At 39.5% G+C, this 18,308-nt stretch carries 14 protein-coding genes; 12 read left to right on the forward strand and 2 right to left on the reverse strand.

Annotated features, from left to right (window positions below):
- Positions 1-578: 578 nt before the first annotated feature.
- On the reverse strand, positions 579-1,430 hold the full coding sequence (locus GHC26_RS01460; RefSeq protein ID WP_163969463.1) for a lipoate--protein ligase family protein: 852 nt from the start codon (positions 1,428-1,430) through the stop codon (positions 579-581).
- Positions 1,431-1,531: 101 nt separating this feature from the next.
- Here GHC26_RS01460 and GHC26_RS01465 point away from each other — a divergent pair, with 101 nt between their 5' ends.
- The 3 genes from GHC26_RS01465 (at position 1,532) to GHC26_RS01475 (ending at position 3,962) form a co-directional block, all read left to right on the forward strand.
- Positions 1,532-2,836, forward strand: a complete 1,305-nt coding sequence (locus tag GHC26_RS01465; protein ID WP_163969769.1) for an HD domain-containing protein — start codon at positions 1,532-1,534, stop codon at positions 2,834-2,836.
- Position 2,837: 1 nt separating this feature from the next.
- Positions 2,838-3,344, forward strand: coding sequence for a YwgA family protein (locus GHC26_RS01470; RefSeq protein WP_163969464.1), 507 nt, complete (start codon positions 2,838-2,840; stop codon positions 3,342-3,344).
- Positions 3,345-3,443: 99 nt separating this feature from the next.
- Positions 3,444-3,962, forward strand: a complete 519-nt coding sequence (locus tag GHC26_RS01475) for a YwhD family protein (RefSeq protein WP_163969465.1) — start codon at positions 3,444-3,446, stop codon at positions 3,960-3,962.
- Between the two features lie 556 nt (positions 3,963-4,518).
- Here the strand turns inward: GHC26_RS01475 and GHC26_RS01480 are convergent.
- Positions 4,519-6,576: a transglycosylase domain-containing protein gene (locus GHC26_RS01480; protein ID WP_163969466.1), complete on the reverse strand. Its 2,058-nt coding sequence runs from the start codon at positions 6,574-6,576 to the stop codon at positions 4,519-4,521.
- Positions 6,577-6,843: 267 nt separating this feature from the next.
- Between GHC26_RS01480 and GHC26_RS01485 the strand changes: the two genes are divergently transcribed.
- From GHC26_RS01485 to GHC26_RS01525, 9 genes are all read left to right on the forward strand, one after another.
- Positions 6,844-7,272 (forward strand): DUF1934 domain-containing protein, encoded by a 429-nt coding sequence (locus GHC26_RS01485; protein WP_163969467.1) that lies wholly within the window; start codon positions 6,844-6,846, stop codon positions 7,270-7,272.
- The gene (gene argS, locus GHC26_RS01490) at positions 7,269-8,939 is read left to right on the forward strand and encodes an arginine--tRNA ligase (RefSeq protein ID WP_163969468.1); all 1,671 of its coding nucleotides are present in this window, start codon (positions 7,269-7,271) and stop codon (positions 8,937-8,939) included. Before GHC26_RS01485 ends, argS begins: the two co-directional genes overlap by 4 nt.
- A 408-nt stretch (positions 8,940-9,347) precedes the next feature.
- Complete coding sequence (locus GHC26_RS01495) at positions 9,348-11,450, forward strand: heterodisulfide reductase-related iron-sulfur binding cluster (protein ID WP_163969469.1); 2,103 nt, start codon at positions 9,348-9,350, stop codon at positions 11,448-11,450.
- Between the two features lie 387 nt (positions 11,451-11,837).
- Complete coding sequence (locus tag GHC26_RS01500; RefSeq protein WP_163969470.1) at positions 11,838-13,025, forward strand: acetyl-CoA C-acetyltransferase; 1,188 nt, start codon at positions 11,838-11,840, stop codon at positions 13,023-13,025.
- 29 nt (positions 13,026-13,054) lie between these two features.
- Positions 13,055-13,906 carry a 3-hydroxybutyryl-CoA dehydrogenase gene (locus GHC26_RS01505; RefSeq protein WP_163969471.1) on the forward strand — a complete coding sequence of 284 codons (852 nt, stop codon included), beginning with the start codon at positions 13,055-13,057 and terminating at the stop codon, positions 13,904-13,906.
- Positions 13,907-14,218: 312 nt separating this feature from the next.
- Positions 14,219-15,355 (forward strand): acyl-CoA dehydrogenase, encoded by a 1,137-nt coding sequence (locus tag GHC26_RS01510; protein ID WP_163969472.1) that lies wholly within the window; start codon positions 14,219-14,221, stop codon positions 15,353-15,355.
- Between the two features lie 102 nt (positions 15,356-15,457).
- Complete coding sequence (locus tag GHC26_RS01515) at positions 15,458-16,597, forward strand: acyl-CoA dehydrogenase (protein ID WP_163969473.1); 1,140 nt, start codon at positions 15,458-15,460, stop codon at positions 16,595-16,597.
- Positions 16,598-16,635: 38 nt separating this feature from the next.
- The gene (meaB, locus tag GHC26_RS01520; protein ID WP_163969474.1) at positions 16,636-17,586 is read left to right on the forward strand and encodes a methylmalonyl Co-A mutase-associated GTPase MeaB; all 951 of its coding nucleotides are present in this window, start codon (positions 16,636-16,638) and stop codon (positions 17,584-17,586) included.
- Positions 17,576-18,211, forward strand: coding sequence for a TetR/AcrR family transcriptional regulator (locus GHC26_RS01525; protein WP_163969475.1), 636 nt, complete (start codon positions 17,576-17,578; stop codon positions 18,209-18,211). The genes meaB and GHC26_RS01525 overlap by 11 nt, the downstream gene beginning before the upstream one ends.
- The last annotated feature ends 97 nt before the right edge of the window (positions 18,212-18,308 follow it).

Genomic DNA, 18,308 nt, shown 5'->3' on the forward strand with positions numbered 1-18,308 from the left:
AAGCTTGCAAAGGGGTTTATGATGAATCCTCCGTTTGCAAGCTTCTTTTTCCACGTTAGGAAAGCATAAAATTTTAGCTGGGAAGTGGGCTCGACGTGGCTAAAATTTTAACGTCCCAAGTATAAGAAAAACTAACACATTCGCTAAGGACGAGCGAATGCAAGTTTTCCTAAGAAGACTCTTCGCACAGTTTGTTGATAATAATATATATATATTATGTGCAGTAGTTAGGATATGCACATAGCTTCGCTACGGAAAAACACTACGCTTTCCGCGGGGGAGTGGTGAGCCTCCTCGGGCTAGCGCCCTGTGGGGTCTCACCGATCTCCTACTTCCCGCAGGAGTCTTCGTGTTTTTCCTCCGCTAAGTTGTGCTGCACTCAATTTAATCATTACTATTGTTGAACAGATGTTGCCCTTGTGCCCATGGTGAAAGCGAGTGTTTTCCACAGCGAAAGTCTAGCACCCACTTTATAAAGAACGAAGGAAGCAATGCTAAACAGTTACTGCGCATCATACATCTATTGTTCATTAATGTATATATATAAAGCAACAATTTTTTAGAAAAACCTATTTAAATCAATTTATTTTACGGATTGGTTCATTGCGCTTCTGCATTTGCTGTAGGCGTGTATGAAATAGTTCCAATTCCTTTTTAGAAAATGGTGGTGAAACAATCGAGTCACTAAATGCCTCTAATGTACGATAAACCCGCTTTATCATATCCTCGACTGTTAATTTCACCCCAAGTAATTCCGACAAGGATGCCATAGTAGATGGATTCACATCCGGATACGTAAATTTCGTTTCTTCTTGTTTGCGGCTTTTCGCATAAAAGTCACGGATAAAAGAAGCACGTTCATAACCATTTCCTTCTACATCTAAATAGATTTGTACAGCCATCCCATCTTTTACCCGACGTTGCGAAATGCCTGCAAATTTTTTTCCACCAATACTTAAATCATAATCGCCAGGACAATAAGATCCGACAATTTCATAGGCCTCAATGTTCATAGTTATATCTTGTAACATATATTGAACAAAGCGTACCATTGCCTCATATGACTCATGGATCGATAATTGTTTCACATCTGGTAAAATTAGCGAAATATTTAATACTCCTTTATCCAAGGCAACTGCTAACCCACCTGAATTGCGAACAACGACATGATAGCCATGTGCTTTTAAAAATGTTACTCCTTCTTCAATATAAGGTAATCGTGCATCTGGTATGCCGAGTACAACGGTCTTAGGGTGTACCCAAAGACGAACTGCAGGATCGGAATTACCATCACTAACCGACAATGCTAATGCATCATCAATTGCAAAGGAAAGTAGTGCATTATAGGCAACCTTGTCGAAAAATTTTTCTTCGGTGTGGTCAATATATCGAAATGTGTTGTGATGGACGAGTTCTTTCCAGTTTTTCATGGTTATCTCCTTTAAATCCTTTTGGTGGATCTCTTTTTTCCTTAGCTTTTCTATTATATAATAAACTAAAATCGTCGAAAAGAAACGGATAGGGGAAAATGATGGAATATAAATTAAAACAATTGGACGAAGAAAAAGTCTTTAAAGACCCAGTACATCGGTATATTCACGTAAAAGATCAAGTTATTTGGGATCTCATTGCGACACCTGAGTTCCAGCGACTGCGACGTATTAAACAATTGGGGACATCGTATTTAACTTTCCACGGTGCCGAACATAGCCGGTTTAATCATTCACTAGGTGTATATGAAATTGTCCGGCGGATCATCTTTAACTTCCAGAATCGCAAACATTGGAACCCAGATGAACGCTTGTTATGTCTATGTGCGGCGCTTTTACATGATTTAGGCCATGGTCCTTTTTCCCATTCGTTTGAAAAAGTATTTAAGCTAGATCATGAGTATTTTACTAGGGAAATAATTTTGGGAGATACGGCGATTAATCGCATCTTAGAACATGTTGAAAAAGGTTTTTCTCAAAAAGTAGCAGACGTTATTGCGAAAACGTATCCAGACAAATTAGTGGTATCCTTAATTTCGAGCCAAATTGATGCTGATCGAATGGACTACTTGCAGCGAGATGCCTATTTTACAGGGGTCAGTTATGGCCATTTTGATATGGAACGGATATTACGTGTCATGCGACCAACAGAAGATCAAGTGGTCATCAAATCGACTGGAATGCATGCTGTAGAAGACTACATCATGAGTCGCTACCAAATGTACTGGCAAGTGTATTTTCATCCCGTGACAAGAAGTGCAGAAGTAATCTTATCGAAAATTCTCCATCGGGCGAAATACTTGTATGAATCAGGTTATACATTTGAGTTAAAACCAATTCATTTTCTTTCCTTCTTTAAAGAAGATGTGCAATTAGAGGAATATTTGAAATTAGATGAGGGTATTGTTTCGTACTACTTTCAACTGTGGCAAGACGAAAAGGATCCTATTTTGAGTGACTTATGTGAGCGGTTTATGAACCGTCGTTTATTTAAATATATTGAATTTAACCCTAATCTAGAGATGAATGAATGGATGGATCTCTATCAGCTCTTTCAAGAAGCAGGAATAGACCCAGACTATTATTTAGTAGTAGATTCTTCTTCTGATTTACCATATGATTTTTATCGTCCAGGGGAAGAAGAAGAACGATTACCGATTCATCTACTGATGCCATCTGGAGAGTTAAAAGAGCTCTCTCGAAACTCTGATATTGTAGAAGCCATTTCTGGCAAAAAACGAACGGATCATAAATTATATTTTCCAAAAGATCGATTGGACAAGCTTACAGATCAACACCTTAAACGGAAAATAGAAGCAATTCTGTATAAACGAGGAGAGAAGTAACATGATGACCAACCATGCGAAGTTAATGCAGTTTTTTTCGGTAGCTAAAAGTGTGACAGGGCGAAAAAAGCTACAAAAAATGATTTATATTTTACAAAAATGCAATGTACCATTTGAGGAAAAATATCAATTCCATTTTTACGGTCCTTATTCCGAAGAGCTGACATTGCGTGTTGAGGAACTTTGTAATCTGGGATTTATTCAGGAAGAAAAAGAAGAGAAAAAGAGCTTTCATCAATACCATTATCAACTAACAGAGGATGGTAAGACGTTTCTACATCAATTTTCAACTGACATGCCTGATTTAACAGATCGGGTTGATTTATTGAATCAACAAAGCTCTCGTTTTTTAGAACTTGTTTCAACCATGCTCTATTTTGAGAATTTGCCAAAACAGGCGGTCGAGGAAAAAATACATACCGTGAAGCCGAAACAAAATTATAGTGGGGAAGAGATTGCTGAAGCCTGGGAATTTATCCAAACGTTACGAGGTATACCATCAGCATAATCATGGAGATAATGGATGGTATGTCAATCATGTGAAAATGCTTAGCCACGTATGCTACAATGTAGGACAATATAAATTCTCAATCAGGAGGGGTATTGGATGGCAGAACAATCTTCCAATAAAAAGAAGAACAATTCATTTACGATTATTAAAGATGACGCAACAGATGGCCATGGTGGCTATGGAGCGGGTGCAATTAGTTTAGAGAACATGTCATCCGTTATCGTAGATCCCAATGAAGATAGAGCATTTGTTGATATGGGTGCGATGCATGCGAGAAGTGAAGTAGAACGTCGTGTAAAATTTTTACCAAATAAAGATGAAGTACCAAATGGAAAATTGTACTGGATTGTCTGGGTGAATGTAGACCATGGTGAAAATGGTCCTTACTATGCGGGTGTAGCAGGAAGTGAAATCCGTGTTGACCGTTCTATCAAGCGTGCTTATAAATCGATGCCAGAACACGTAACACATATGGAAAAATCACTGAAGGGAAAAATCGTCCTAGAACATATGGATGGGCATTCCAAAAAACTATTAAAAGATTTTCTTGTAGATTTCAATGAGGAAATGTGGAATAATTCGACGGATGAATTGAAGGAAGTACTATCAGAATAGCTTATCTAATTATGAACATTTTGTGTCCAAGAGGTAAATAATTAGCAGATAGGTTGTACTTTTTGTGATAAATTTGTAAAATATATCTACATGGGCTATACATGTATTACTAGGACAAAAAAGAAGCCGACTCACTGTTTAAACGGATGGGTCGGCTTCTTTATATTTTGTTTTAACTTAGATTCTTGCGAAGGCTCTTTTCGTATTTTTAATGGTCTTACGACGTTTTATCTATATATACGCAGTAAATGGTGCCATTGATTCCACTTCGGAAAGTCGCTATTTCTTATTCAATGAGGGTTGAGAGTTTGAACAGATGTTGCCCTTGTGCCCATGGTGAAAGCGAGTGTTTTCCACAGCGTGGGTTTAACACTCATCTTATAAAGAATGTAAGGAAGCTATGCTAAACATTTACTGCGTATAATCTATCGACTATGCAGTAAGGTGGACTTGAGAAAGCAACAATTTTTCCAAAACAGCCTATGTAAAACAAGTGAAAGTGCTAAAAATCCCACATGCTGATGCGGTGCTAAAAACGGATAGGCGCGTTGTAACGTTAAAAGAATGTGTCAAACCATCTTTCAAAAATACCTTTGTCTTCTTCTTGTTGGTCGCTAGTAGGCCCCTCCTTGTCTTGTCTTTCCTCCGCCTCATGAAAATGGTCATTACAGTACTTATTTGGTTCCTCTCCTTGTCGGAAATACATAATATGACTAGTATCACAATAAGGAGTTGCTCGTTTACCAGATGTCGGATCAATCGGAACACCTACAACATTGGCTGGAACATCAAACGTTTTTAACGGAAGACCTTGGTGTGCGGATTCCATAAATGTTGCCCATATGTCCTTTGCATAAGCTGTTTCCGTATATGGATCAAGTTGCCGATTGTCATCATAGCCTGTCCATACACCTGTTACGATATCTGGACTAAATCCGATCATCCAGCTATCTGTATTCGTTGTACCAGATTTTCCTGCATATGTTCGTGTTAATTGATCGGCAATGGAGGAACCAGTCACACTCATATACCCATTTAATGCAGGATCGAACATTCCTGTCATTAAATGCGTCAGAATAAATGCATTGACAGGATCTAACACTTGTTCTCGGTTGGATGATTGTCTTTCGTATACAGTAGATCCATTTCGATCGACTATTTTACCAATCGTATATCCTTCAACAGCCTTCCCCCCATTAGCCAGCATGCTATATGCTGTAACCATGTCGTTGACTGTAACGGAGGCCGTTCCTAGAGCTAAAGAGGGGACCTCTGGTAACTCTTGATTAATTCCAAATTTCTTTGCTGCATTCACTAGCTTGTCAACTCCTAGATATAAATTGGTTTTGACCGCATAAATATTATCTGATAAGGCGATTGCTTGTGCTAAGGTTATTGGCTCATTTGCGTAATGATCATTAAAGTTACTAGGTTGATACACTTCTCCATTTTCTAATTCAAAGGCTGTCGGTTTACTCATTAGTCGTGTCCTCGCATTATAGCCATTTTCTAATGCAGCATAATATAAAAAAGGTTTAAACGTGGATCCAGGCATCCGTTTGGCCTGTGTCACACGGTTGAACTGACTGTCCTCGTAATTTTTTCCACCTACCATTGCCAAAACACGGCCAGTTGATGGTTCCATTGTCATGGAGCCAACCTCTATTTCTTCTCCTGACTCAATTGCATTGGCAATACTTTCTTCCAATTGAACTTGCAAATTTTTATCTAATGTTGTATAGATTTTATATCCACCCGAACGAACCTTCTCTTCATCCAATTGTAATCGTGCAGCAGCCTCTCGTAGCACCATATCTTGAAAATGAGGTGCAATCATTTTATCCTCTTGATTCTCCTGATGTTCTTGTATGGCTAACTGCTCGCGGGATGCAAGATGGTATGTTGACTGTGAAATATATCCTTCTTCTAGCATAGCGGTTAAAATTTGACGTTGGCGACTTTTAGCTCTTTCCATGTCATTTAATGGGGAATAATAGGTAGGCCCCTTTGGTACTCCAGCCAACATTGCAGCTTCAGCTAAAGTTAAATCCTTCCCATGTTTGTCAAAGAAATGCCTGCTAGCAGCTTCTACACCATATGCACCATGACCGTAATAAATCGTATTTAAATACCCTTCTAAAATCTCGTCTTTGGAATAGTGCATTTCCAGACGAATGGTATAAAAGGCTTCTTTTAGCTTTCGCGTCCATGTTTTTTCATGGGAAAGGTATAAGTTCCGTGCATATTGTTGTGTTAACGTGCTCGCACCTTCTTTTAATGATAAACTTTTTAAATCGCTTAACGCAGCACCTAATATGCGCTTTAGATCAAACCCGTTATGATCATAAAAATGTTGATCCTCAATGGCAAGAGTTGCTTGAATCAAGGTCTCAGGCATTTCGTCTAATGAAATCCAGTAGCGATTTTCCACACCACGCTCTTCTCCAATGACTTCACCAGACTGGCTATAATAAATCGTATTTTGTTCACTTGTTAAGGGTGGAGGCCCTAACAAATAACTGCTAACATATATACAACCAATAGCGGTGAAACTAATTCCAACGAGTACTAGTATACTGATAATGAATCGTTTCCATGTGATGAATTGTCTCATATCACTTAACTCCAATTTGATGGTTTTGGAAAAACGTATCTTCTGATCATGTTTGCTACTCCGTGAACATCACGTCCAGCTCTGACAGGAGGTTAGCAAGGCACTTGCAGTTCTGCCCTCATTTTTCCATTATTGGAGGCTAAGTCATTTCTTAAACACCATTTTTGTCGAAAAAGGGAGATTTTCTAATAGAATATAGCTATAGATTGATAAAGCGATCCATTTATCGCTATAATAGATCATTATATGGACACTGGAGCGGGTGAAATGGGACGAAAGGTACACATTGAATTGAACACAACCATTGAAGATGATGGACAAACCGAACAGAATACCTTGAAGGAAAAAGGGTATTTCTATCAAAAAGGAAATATACATGTGCTTACCTATGATGAAAAAATAGATGAAGCAGTGATCAAAACGATGATCACGATTCAACAAGATAAAGTAAGTATTAAGCGAACGGGTATGCTTTCCATGCACCAGCAGTTTCACAAAAATCAATTAACCGAAAATGTTTACCAACACCCACATGGGAATATACATATGGAAACGTATACGAAGACAATAGACTACCAAGCCTTAACTGCAACACAAACTGGCCAGTTACAGCTTCGGTATCATGTGAAATTAAATGGCCAACAAGAACGAAAGCATGAACTACGACTATGGTTTACAGAGGAGGAAGCCACATGAACGTATTGGCACAAACAGAAGACACATTAAAACAAGCGATTGCAACAGCAGTGGTTGATGCAAAACTAACGACAGAGGAAGAAATGCCAACTGTTATTTTGGAAAAACCGAAAGATAAAGCACATGGCGATTTTGCAACAAATATCGCGATGCAACTTGCACGGATTGCCAAGAAAGCACCACGCCAAATTGCAGAAGAGATTGTTGAACAATTAAATCAAGCGGATACATCCATTAATAAAATTGATATTGCAGGACCTGGGTTTATCAACTTTTTCATGAAAGAGGATTATTTAACGGATTTACTCCCAACCATTTTAAAAGAAGATACAGATTTTGGGAAAACAAATGCAGGACAAGGGGAGCGTGTTCAGGTTGAGTTTGTTTCAGTTAATCCAACTGGGGACTTGCATCTGGGACATGCCCGTGGAGCGGCCTTTGGTGATGTATTATGTAATGTATTAGCAACAGCTGGTTACGATGTAGAACGGGAATATTATATAAATGATGCAGGAAATCAAATTGATAATTTGGCATTATCTGTTGAAGCGCGTTATATACAAGCACTAGGCCAAGAAGCAGATATGCCTGAGGATGGCTACCATGGTGAAGATATTAAGGAAATAGGACAGACATTAGTAGAAGAATATGGGGATAAATGGGCCACAGAAGATAGAGAATCGCGTCTAGCCTTTTTCAAAGAATACGGATTAAAGTATGAGTTAGGTAAACTGAAAAAAGACCTAGCTGATTTTGGGGTCGAGTTTGATAACTGGTTTTCGGAACAGTCCTTATATGATGATGGGAAAATTACGGAAGCATTAGACCAGCTTACAAAAGGTAATTATACGTATGAAAAGGACGGTGCAACATGGCTGCGCTCAACTGACTTTGGTGATGATAAGGATCGCGTGTTGATTAAACAAGATGGTAGCTATACGTACTTAACACCAGATATCGCATACCATAAAGATAAGTTTGAGCGTGGCTTTAACCAGCTTGTCAATGTATGGGGAGCAGACCATCACGGCTATATCGAGCGGATGCGAGCAGCGATACAAGCACTTGGCTATGATGCAGATAATTTTGATGTGAAAATCATCCAAATGGTGAACCTGTTCGAAAATGGCGAGAAAATTCGCATGAGTAAACGAACAGGAAAATCAGTTTCGTTAAGAGAGTTAATGGATGAAGCTGGGGTAGATGCTGTTCGGTATTTCTTTGTATCCCGCTCCAATGATTCACAGTTGGATTTTGATTTAAATCTGGCTCGCTCTCAGTCAAACGATAATCCAGTTTACTATGTACAATACGCACACGCAAGGATTTGTACAATGCTGGAGCAAGCTGCAGCAAAAGGATTTGAAGTAGATCAAACGTTTGATCAATCGATTTTAACAGCGGAAAAAGAACTGGATCTCTTAAAAAAACTAGGAGAGTTTCCACAAGTGGTGGCAGATGCAGCAACAAAATTTACACCACATAAAGTGACACAATATGTGTTTGATTTAGCATCCTTATTGCACAGTTTTTACAATGCAGAAAAAGTGTTGGATCCAGAAAACCCAAAACGAACGAAAGCACGCCTTGCTTTAATGCAAGCTGTTAAAATAACAATAGCAAATGGACTTGGGTTGATGGGTGTCAGTGCACCAGTTAAAATGTAAGGACATGAAGTAGGGTTTTTCCCTGCTTCTTTTTATGGTGTTGTGATCGTGCCTGTTAAAGAAAGCCAACGAAAAGGTAACAGAGAATGCTTCTCAGTGCCCAATCGAACAAGGGATCCAATCAAAAGGGTACAGACCCCCTATCACCACCCCTTACACTCGTCCCACCCGAACAATACTCAAAAAAAAGCCACTCAAAATGGGTTATTAAGTTGTAGAAGATTTCATATATTGATAAGAGTCACACCATTACAAAAAGTAGTTGACTGAATGCTCATTCATGATTTAAAGTAGTAGTAAGCATAAAATGTAAATGTGGTATTTGCGTGCATGTACAGGTGAGAATTTTCTTAAAAATGCAATCGTTATCATTTTTCGTTATACTATATAGAAGAGGGGGAGCAGAAGATGGACACACTTTTGTTAATCAACTGGATCGCTTTTCTTGCAATTACGGGATATGGTATATATCTTTTTGCCAAAGTAGTTGCAACACGTGTATCCTACATTAAATTAGGGAAAAAATCGGAGTTTGATCGTGAATTTAAAGAGCGATTTAAACGCATTGGGAAAATTGTATTTGGACAGTCCAAGTTATTAAAGGATAAAAAGTCGGGTATAATCCACGTCATGATGTTTTACGGATTTATATTAGTTCAATTTGGTGCAATAGATATGTTTGTAAAAGGGTTGGCACCAGGGAATCACTTGCCATTAGGTATGTTCTACCCAGGCTTTACCTTTTTCCAAGAGATTGTCACTCTAATGATTTTAGTCGCTGTCGTTTGGGCATTTTACCGTCGATATATCGAAAAACTAGTTCGCCTAAAACGAGGATTTAAAGCAGGGTTAGTCCTATTATTTATTGGGACATTAATGGTTTCTGTATTATTTGGAAACGGTATGGCTTTAATCTGGCATGGAGAAGGCCTTACATGGACAGAACCTGTTGCTAGTGGGATAGCAGCAGCTTTTAGCTGGTTATCGCCAACGGCAGCAGCAGTATTATTTTATATTGCTTGGTGGATACATACAATCACTATTTTGACATTCTTAGTCTATGTTCCACAATCAAAGCACGCACACTTAATTGCTGCACCTATTAATGTGTTCTTAAGTAAACGTGTACCAGGTAAGCTGAAAAAAATCGATTTTGATATTGATGAGGAAGAAGATGAAGAAGAAATATCCTTTGGGGTTGGGAAAGTAGAAGATTTTGAACAACATCAAATGATCGACTTTTATGCCTGTGTAGAATGTGGACGCTGTACAGATGTTTGTCCAGCAGCAGGTACAGGAAAGATGCTTTCACCGATGGATATTATGGTAAAAGTCAGAGATCATTTAACGGAAAAAGGAGCAGCAATTACAGGAAAATCACCATGGGTACCAGCTTATGCTTTTTCCAATACACAAGGAAACCAAGCGAGTGCTGGATCAGAAGCGGCTGCTACCGTTCAAAGTGCTAGCTTGATAGGAGATGTTATTACAGAAGAAGAACTTTCTGCATGTACGACTTGCCGTAACTGTGAAGATGCATGTCCAGTGATGAATGAACATGTCGGTACGATTATTGATATGCGTCGTTACCTTGTGATGACAGAAGGAAGAATGGATTCTGACATTCAACGTGCTGTTATGAACATTGAACGCCAAGGAAATCCATGGGGTCTTTCCAAAAAAGATCGTATTAAATGGCGTGAGTTGGATGAAGATGTGTACATTCCAACTGTAAAGGAATTGAAAAAAGAAAAGAAAGAGTTCGAATACCTATTTTGGGTAAGCTCAATGGGTGCTTATGACAACCGAAGCCAAAAGATTGCATTGGCATTTGCGAAATTAATGAATCAAGCAGGAATTAGCTTTGCCATTTTAGGGAACAAAGAAGCAAATTCAGGTGACACAGCTCGCCGAATTGGAAATGAGTTCTTATTCCAAGAGATTGCAGAGAAAAACATAAAAGAATTTGAAAAGCATGATGTGAAAAAGATTGTTACGATTGATCCGCATGCATACAATATTTTCAAAAATGAATATCCTGATTTTGGGTTTGAAGCAGAAGTGTACCATCACACCCAAATGCTGTATGACCTAGTGATGAATGGAAAACTGAAGCCAACACGTCCTATTAATCAACGACTTACCTATCATGATTCGTGTTACTTAGGAAGATATAATGGGGTTTATGATCCACCACGTGAAATCTTACGTTCGATCCCAGGCCTTGAGCTTGCTGAAATGGAGCGCAGCAAAGAAAATGCGATGTGCTGTGGCGCTGGTGGAGGCCTAATGTGGGCAGAAGAAACAACAGGTAACCGTATTAATGTTGCTCGTACAGAACAAGCATTGCAAACAAAATCTAGTATGATTTCCAGTGCTTGCCCATATTGCTTAACCATGATCAGTGACGGAACAAAAGCGAAAGAAGTGGAAGAGGATATTAGTACAATGGATGTTGCTGAAATTCTAGCATTATCTGTTTCACAAGAAGAGGATCAAAAAACAGCTTAATAGATGGAAAAAGGGGTGACTTGAGCCCCTTTTCTTGCTGAAATAAATTGAGCGAGCGTTCAATCGATGAATAGGTCCTCTTTTCCTTTTAGATTTGCTGTTTTCTAAAAGATTGTTGCTTTTCAAGTATAAATCATAATGAACAGTTTGATGTATTATGCGCAGTAATTGATTTTCTATCATCCTTATTACTTGAGTTGTAACCCACCACTGTGTGAAAGCGTAGTGTATTTCCGAAGCAGGGTAAACGCTCTAAACATCGCCTCAAGTTACTGCGCATAATATAGATGATGCGACATTACAAAACAACAAAGTATGCGAAAAGAGCCTAGATTTATTAGTAAGCGTTTTCAATCATATTTTTATATAATAGAAAGGATGATGGACATGCGAAAAACTGTTATTGTTTCAGGAGCTAGAACTCCATTTGGAAAATTTGGAGGAGCTTTAAAGCCGTTTACTGCGTCACAACTAGGCGGGAAGGCAATTCGTGCAGCCATTGATCGTGCAGGATTAGCGGAAGCTGAAATTGATGAAGTGATTATGGGATCCGTATTACAAGGTGGTCAAGGCCAAATCCCATCACGCCAAGCAGCACGTGTTGCAGGAATTCCATGGAACATCAAGACAGAGACCATCAACAAAGTATGTGCATCAGGTTTACGCAGTGTTACCTTGGCCGATCAATTGATTCGATTAGGTGATGAAGACGTTATTGTAGCAGGTGGCATGGAAAGTATGAGCAATGCCCCATACATCCTACCAGATGCTCGTTGGGGAAATCGAATGGGTGATAAACAGGTTATCGATATGATGGTACATGATGGCCTTACTTGCTCCTTTACTGGAAATCATATGGGGAACTATGGAAACTCAACAGCAGAAGAGTATGGCTTAACAAGAGAAGCGCAAGATGAATGGTCATATCGGAGCCATCAACGCGCCATTAGTGCAATAGAAAATGGAAAGTTTGCGGAAGAAATTGTCCCTGTTGAAGTACCACAGCGCAAAGGGGATCCAGTGATCGTTGATACGGATGAGGCACCACGGAAAGACACCAGTGTGGAACGTCTTGCTAAGTTAAAGCCCGCTTTTGATCCAAATGGAACGATAACTGCTGGGAATGCACCAGGTGTAAATGATGGGGCATGTGCCTTTATTACAATGTCTGATGAAAAAGCGAAGGAATTGGGAAAAACGCCAATGGCAACGATACTTGGTCATGCCGAGGTTGCTGTAGAGGCGAAAGACTTTCCGAAAACACCTGGCCTTGTTATCAATCAATTACTTGAAAAAACAGGGTACACGAGAGATGATATCGACTTATTTGAAATCAATGAAGCGTTCGCTGCGGTATCATTAGCAAGTGGCAAAATCGCAGACATTGATCCGGAAAAAGTGAATGTGAATGGTGGGGCAGTTGCGCTCGGACATCCAATTGGTGCAAGTGGTGCACGTATCATTCTAACATTGATTCATGAATTAAAACGCCGTGGTGGTGGCCTAGGTATTGCTGCTATTTGTAGTGGTGGAGGCCAAGGAGATGCAGTGTTAATTGATGTATCATCTGAATAAGAAAACCGCTTATAGAGGAGGAACTAAACATGGCAATTAAAAAGGTAATGGTAATTGGTGCTGGACAAATGGGGTCAGGAATCGCACAAGTTTTTGCTCAATCTGGTTTTACCGTTTTTTTACATGATATGAAGGAAGAGGCAGTGCAAAAAGGGATGCAGTCAATTGAAAAATTGTTAACCCGATCCGTTGACAAAGAACGTATAACAAAAACAGATAAAAAAGATACCTTAAACCGTTTAACGCCATCATCCGATTTGAAGGATGCTGCTTCTTGTGATCTTGTCGTGGAAGCTGTTGTGGAAAATATGGATGTTAAAGCTAAGGTATTTCAGGATCTAGACCAAATTACACCCGCTCATACGATTCTTGCAACGAACACTTCATCGTTACCAATAACGGAGATTGCAGCTAGTACAAATCGTCCAGAACAAGTGATTGGCATGCATTTTATGAATCCCGTTCCAGTTATGAAGCTGGTAGAAGTAATACGAGGATTACAGACAAGTGATGAAACCTATCAAACGATAGATTCGGTTGCAAAAGATTTAAAGAAAACGCCAGTAGAAGTGAATGATTACCCTGGGTTTGTATCCAATCGTGTGTTGATGCCGATGATTAATGAGGCAATTTATACGGTTTACGAAGGCGTTGCATCACCAGAGGATATTGATACAGTGATGAAGCTGGGAACAAATCACCCAATGGGGCCGCTAACCCTTGCTGACTTTATTGGGCTAGACACATGTCTTTATATTATGGAAGTGTTACATGAAGGGTTTGGTGATAGCAAATACCGACCATGCCCATTATTACGGAAGTATGTCAATGCAGGATGGTTAGGCAAGAAAACAGGTCGCGGATTCTATCAATATAGCTGATAAGGTTGGCGTCCGAGAATGGGATAAGTTCGTGCAACATGTGAAGTGACTCGTGCAGCATATGGTAAAAATCGCGAGAATGAGGTGAACTCGTGCAACATTCCCGTAAACTCGCGCGAGAATGAGGTGAACTCGTGCAGCATTCCCGTAAACTCGTGCGAGAATGAGGTGGACTCGTGCATCATGCACCAAAACTCGTGCAACGGAGCAGCCAACTCATGCGCCACCCATCCAAACTCGTGCAGCATGCTCAATAAACGAAAACCAAATTTAAAATCCGAGCACCATGATAACCAGAGAGGGTGACACAAAATGAATATGCAGTTCACAGAAGAACAGGACATGTTACGGAAAATGGTCCGTGACTTTGCACAAACAGAAATCGCACCAGCTGTCCAGCGAATGGAAAAAGAGGATCGCTTTCCAGATGAAGTGATTCAAAAAATGGGTGAGCTTGGTTTAATGGGGATTCCTATTCCAGAAGCATATGGCGGAAGTGGGATGGATTTCACGTCCTATATTAGTGCCATCCATGAACTATCCAAGGTAAGCGCAACCATTGGGGTCATTTTATCCGTTCATACCTCTGTCGGCACCAATCCTATTCTTTACTTTGGGAATGATGAGCAAAAACGTCATTACTTGCCAAAATTAGTAAGTGGAAAGTATCTAGGTGCATTTGCCTTAACTGAACCTGGGGCAGGATCAGACGCTGCCAATATTAAAACAAAAGCAGTAAAGGCAAGCGATCACTATATTTTAAACGGGTCCAAAGTATTTATTACCAATGGTGGAAAAGCCAATACGTATATTACCTTTGCACGAACTGGAGATGGACCGAAAGACATTAGTGCTTTTATCGTAGAAAAAGATACACCTGGCTTTATCATTGGTAAACCTGAAAAGAAAATGGGATTACATGGATCGAGTACAGTTCCATTAATCTTTGATAATTGTAAAATACCACATACCCAGCTTCTTGGGAACGAAGGTGATGGCTATAAAATTGCGCTTTCTAATTTAAATGTCGGTCGAATTGGTATTGCTACCCAAGCATTAGGCATCGCTGAGGCAGCACTAGAACATGCCACACAGTACGCCAAAGAACGGGAGCAATTTGGGAAGCCAATAGCAGCCAATCAAGGTGTATCATTTAAATTAGCGGACATGGCAACAGAAGTGGAAGCTAGTAAACTACTAATCTATCATGCTGCTTCACTAGTTGAACGTGATATCTTGGCTGGCAAAGAGGCATCCATGGCAAAAATGTATGCATCTAAGACAGCTGTTAAAACAGCGATTGAAGCAGTTCAATTATTTGGTGGTTATGGTTATACAGAAGACTATCCAGTCGAACGATTTTTCCGAGATGCGAAGATAACTGAAATTTACGAAGGTACCAATGAAATTCAACATATGGTGATAGCAAAACATTTACTAGGCAGGTAGGAAAGTATAAAACTTTCCTACTGCATAAGTGCAACTAAGGCATTTACCAAAAAGGCTAGGCAAATGCCAAGTTTTCTAAAAGCTTAAGGAGGAAGGCAAACGATGAATTTTCAATTAACAGAAGAACAAGAAATGCTACGAAAAATGGTGCGTGATTTTGCCAAAAAAGATGTGGAACCGACAGCAGCGGAGCGTGATGAAGAGGAACGCTTTGACCGAGTGATATTCGATAAGATGGCAGAGCTTGGATTAACCGGTATTCCATGGCCTGAGCAATATGGTGGGATTGGCGCCGATTATGTTAGCTATGTGATTGCCGTTGAAGAGTTATCTCGTGTTTGTGCTTCTACAGGTGTAACCCTTTCTGCACACTTATCCCTTGCAAGTTGGCCAATTTATAAGTATGGAAATGAAGAGCAAAAAGAGAAGTTCTTAACACGCTTGGCAACAGGTGAAGCGTTAGGTGCCTATGCCTTATCTGAACCAGGAGCTGGAAGTGATGTAGCCTCGATGAAAACAACTGCCAAAAAAGATGGAAATGAATATGTGTTAAATGGCAATAAAGTTTGGATTACAAATGGTGGTGTAGCGGATCTATACATTGTTTTTGCCAAAACAAATCCTGATGCAAAACATAAAGGAATTAGCGCATTTATTGTCGAAAAAGGAACGGAAGGATTTTCATTTGGAAAAAAAGAGAAAAAATTAGGGATTCGATCTTCTCCGACAACGGAACTGATCTTTGAAAATTGTCGTGTACCAGAAGAGAACCTTCTTGGTGAAGAGGGAGAAGGATTTAAAATTGCCATGTCCACATTAGATGGTGGTCGAAATGGGATTGCAGCACAAGCATTAGGGGTTGCACAAGGTGCGCTAGATGCTGCAGTTGATTATGCCAAAGAACGGGAGCAATTTGGAAAGCCAATCGCAACCAATCAAGGGATATCCTTTAAATTAGCAGATATGGCTACAGAAATTGAAGCAGCACGTCTCTTAACCTATCAAGCAGCATGGCTCGAATCAGAAGGAAAGTCATATGGAAAAGCTTCTGCTATGTCAAAATTATTTGCTGGGGATGCAGCAATGCGTATCACAGTGGAAGCAGTTCAGGTTTTTGGCGGATATGGCTATACCAAAGATTATCCTGTCGAAAGGTACATGAGGGATGCGAAAATCACGCAAATCTATGAAGGAACCAATGAAATTCAGCGTCTTGTTATTGGAAGAATGCTAACGAAATAGATTATATGGTACGGATGATGTAGAAAGGAAGTAATGAAATGCACCACCTCGTCGAACGGATTAAACAGAAAGATATACGCGCATTAGCAAGAGCCATTACCATGGTCGAAAACGATGATACAGAAAAACTACCGATGATGCGTGATATTTTTTCTGTACAAAAACAGGCACATTATATTGGGTTTACAGGTTCTCCTGGAGCAGGGAAGAGTTCGCTTGTTAATCGGTTAATTACACAAATACGTAATGAGGGAAAAACCGTTGCGATCATTGCAGTGGATCCAACCAGTCCATTTAGTGGTGGAGCATTATTAGGTGATAGGGTTCGGATGAATCAACATTTTACAGATGATGGTGTGTACATTCGCAGTATGGCAACACGTGGGAGTCTTGGAGGGTTAGCTCGAGCTACAAAAGACGCTGTACGAATTTGTGATGCATATGGATTTGATGTGGTAATCGTCGAAACGGTGGGTGTTGGCCAATCAGAGCTTGATGTGATGAAAATTGTCGATACAACGGCCCTTATTCTAACGCCAAATAGTGGGGATGTCTTGCAAATTTTCAAAGCAGGTATTATGGAAATTGCCGATTTATTTGTCATTAATAAAGCAGATTTACCTGGATTCGGTAAATTACGAGCACTGTTAAAAGAGCTTGTCATGATGACAAAATCAAGGGGATTTGAAGCACCGATTGTGAAGACGATTTCGACGGAAAATAAAGGCATTGATAAACTATGGCAAAAAATAAATGAACATTATACCTTTTTGTATACGACAGCAAAAGGGAGACAGCGTCGAATTGAACAGCAGCAATTAGAAGTATATGAATTAATCCAGGAAGAGATATGGCGAGATGTTGTGCAATTTGTGGAGGAAACAGAATCACTACCTTCTATTGATGAAAATAGTGACCCATATCAATTAGCACTAGATTGGTATACGGCATGGAAAAAGGAAAGGGGAATCGCTTCGAATGGTCAGTAAAGAAGTCCTTTCTTCAATTAAAGATCAAAGCTTAGTTGAAAAAAGACGAAATCAAATGATTAGAGGTGCTATTACCCTTTTTAAGGAAAAAGGATTCCATAAAACAACTACAAGAGAAATTGCAAAAGAATCTGGTTTTAGCATAGGTACCCTTTATGAATATATTCGTACGAAAGAGGATGTATTATTTCTCGTTTGTGATGCGATTTATGAACGAGTAAAAGATCGCTTAGAAGGTTCGATTGATTTAAATAAACCTTCTATAGAAAATCTGATTTCTGTTGTGAAGTCTTACTTTTACTTAATGGACGATATGCAAGAGGAAGTTCTCATTATGTATCAAGAGGTTAAGTCATTAAAAAAAGAGACCAAAGAATATGTCTTACAAAAAGAGCGTGATATGGTCGATATGTTAAAGCACATGATGGTAACGTGCATGCCACAGGATATCTCAGAAAAGGATGCAACATTATTAGCGAATAACATTTTTATACAAGGACAAATGTGGGGCTTTCGCAGGTGGATGTTACAAAAAGAGTTTACCTTAGAGGATTATGTAAAACGTCAAATTCACTTTCTGCTCCAAGCCCTAGCACTAGAAAATAGCTCAGGTGAAAGAAATTAGGCAAGTAGATTTCTAAAGAATTACTGTTACGTATGAATCTTAGTAAATAGCGTCATAACCACCGTTTCGGAAATACACTTCGTTTTCACCAGGGGGC

Origin of the sequence: Oceanobacillus halotolerans (genome assembly GCF_010993955.1) — a bacterium.
GTDB classification, from domain to species: domain Bacteria; phylum Bacillota; class Bacilli; order Bacillales; family Amphibacillaceae; genus Oceanibacillus_A; species Oceanibacillus_A halotolerans.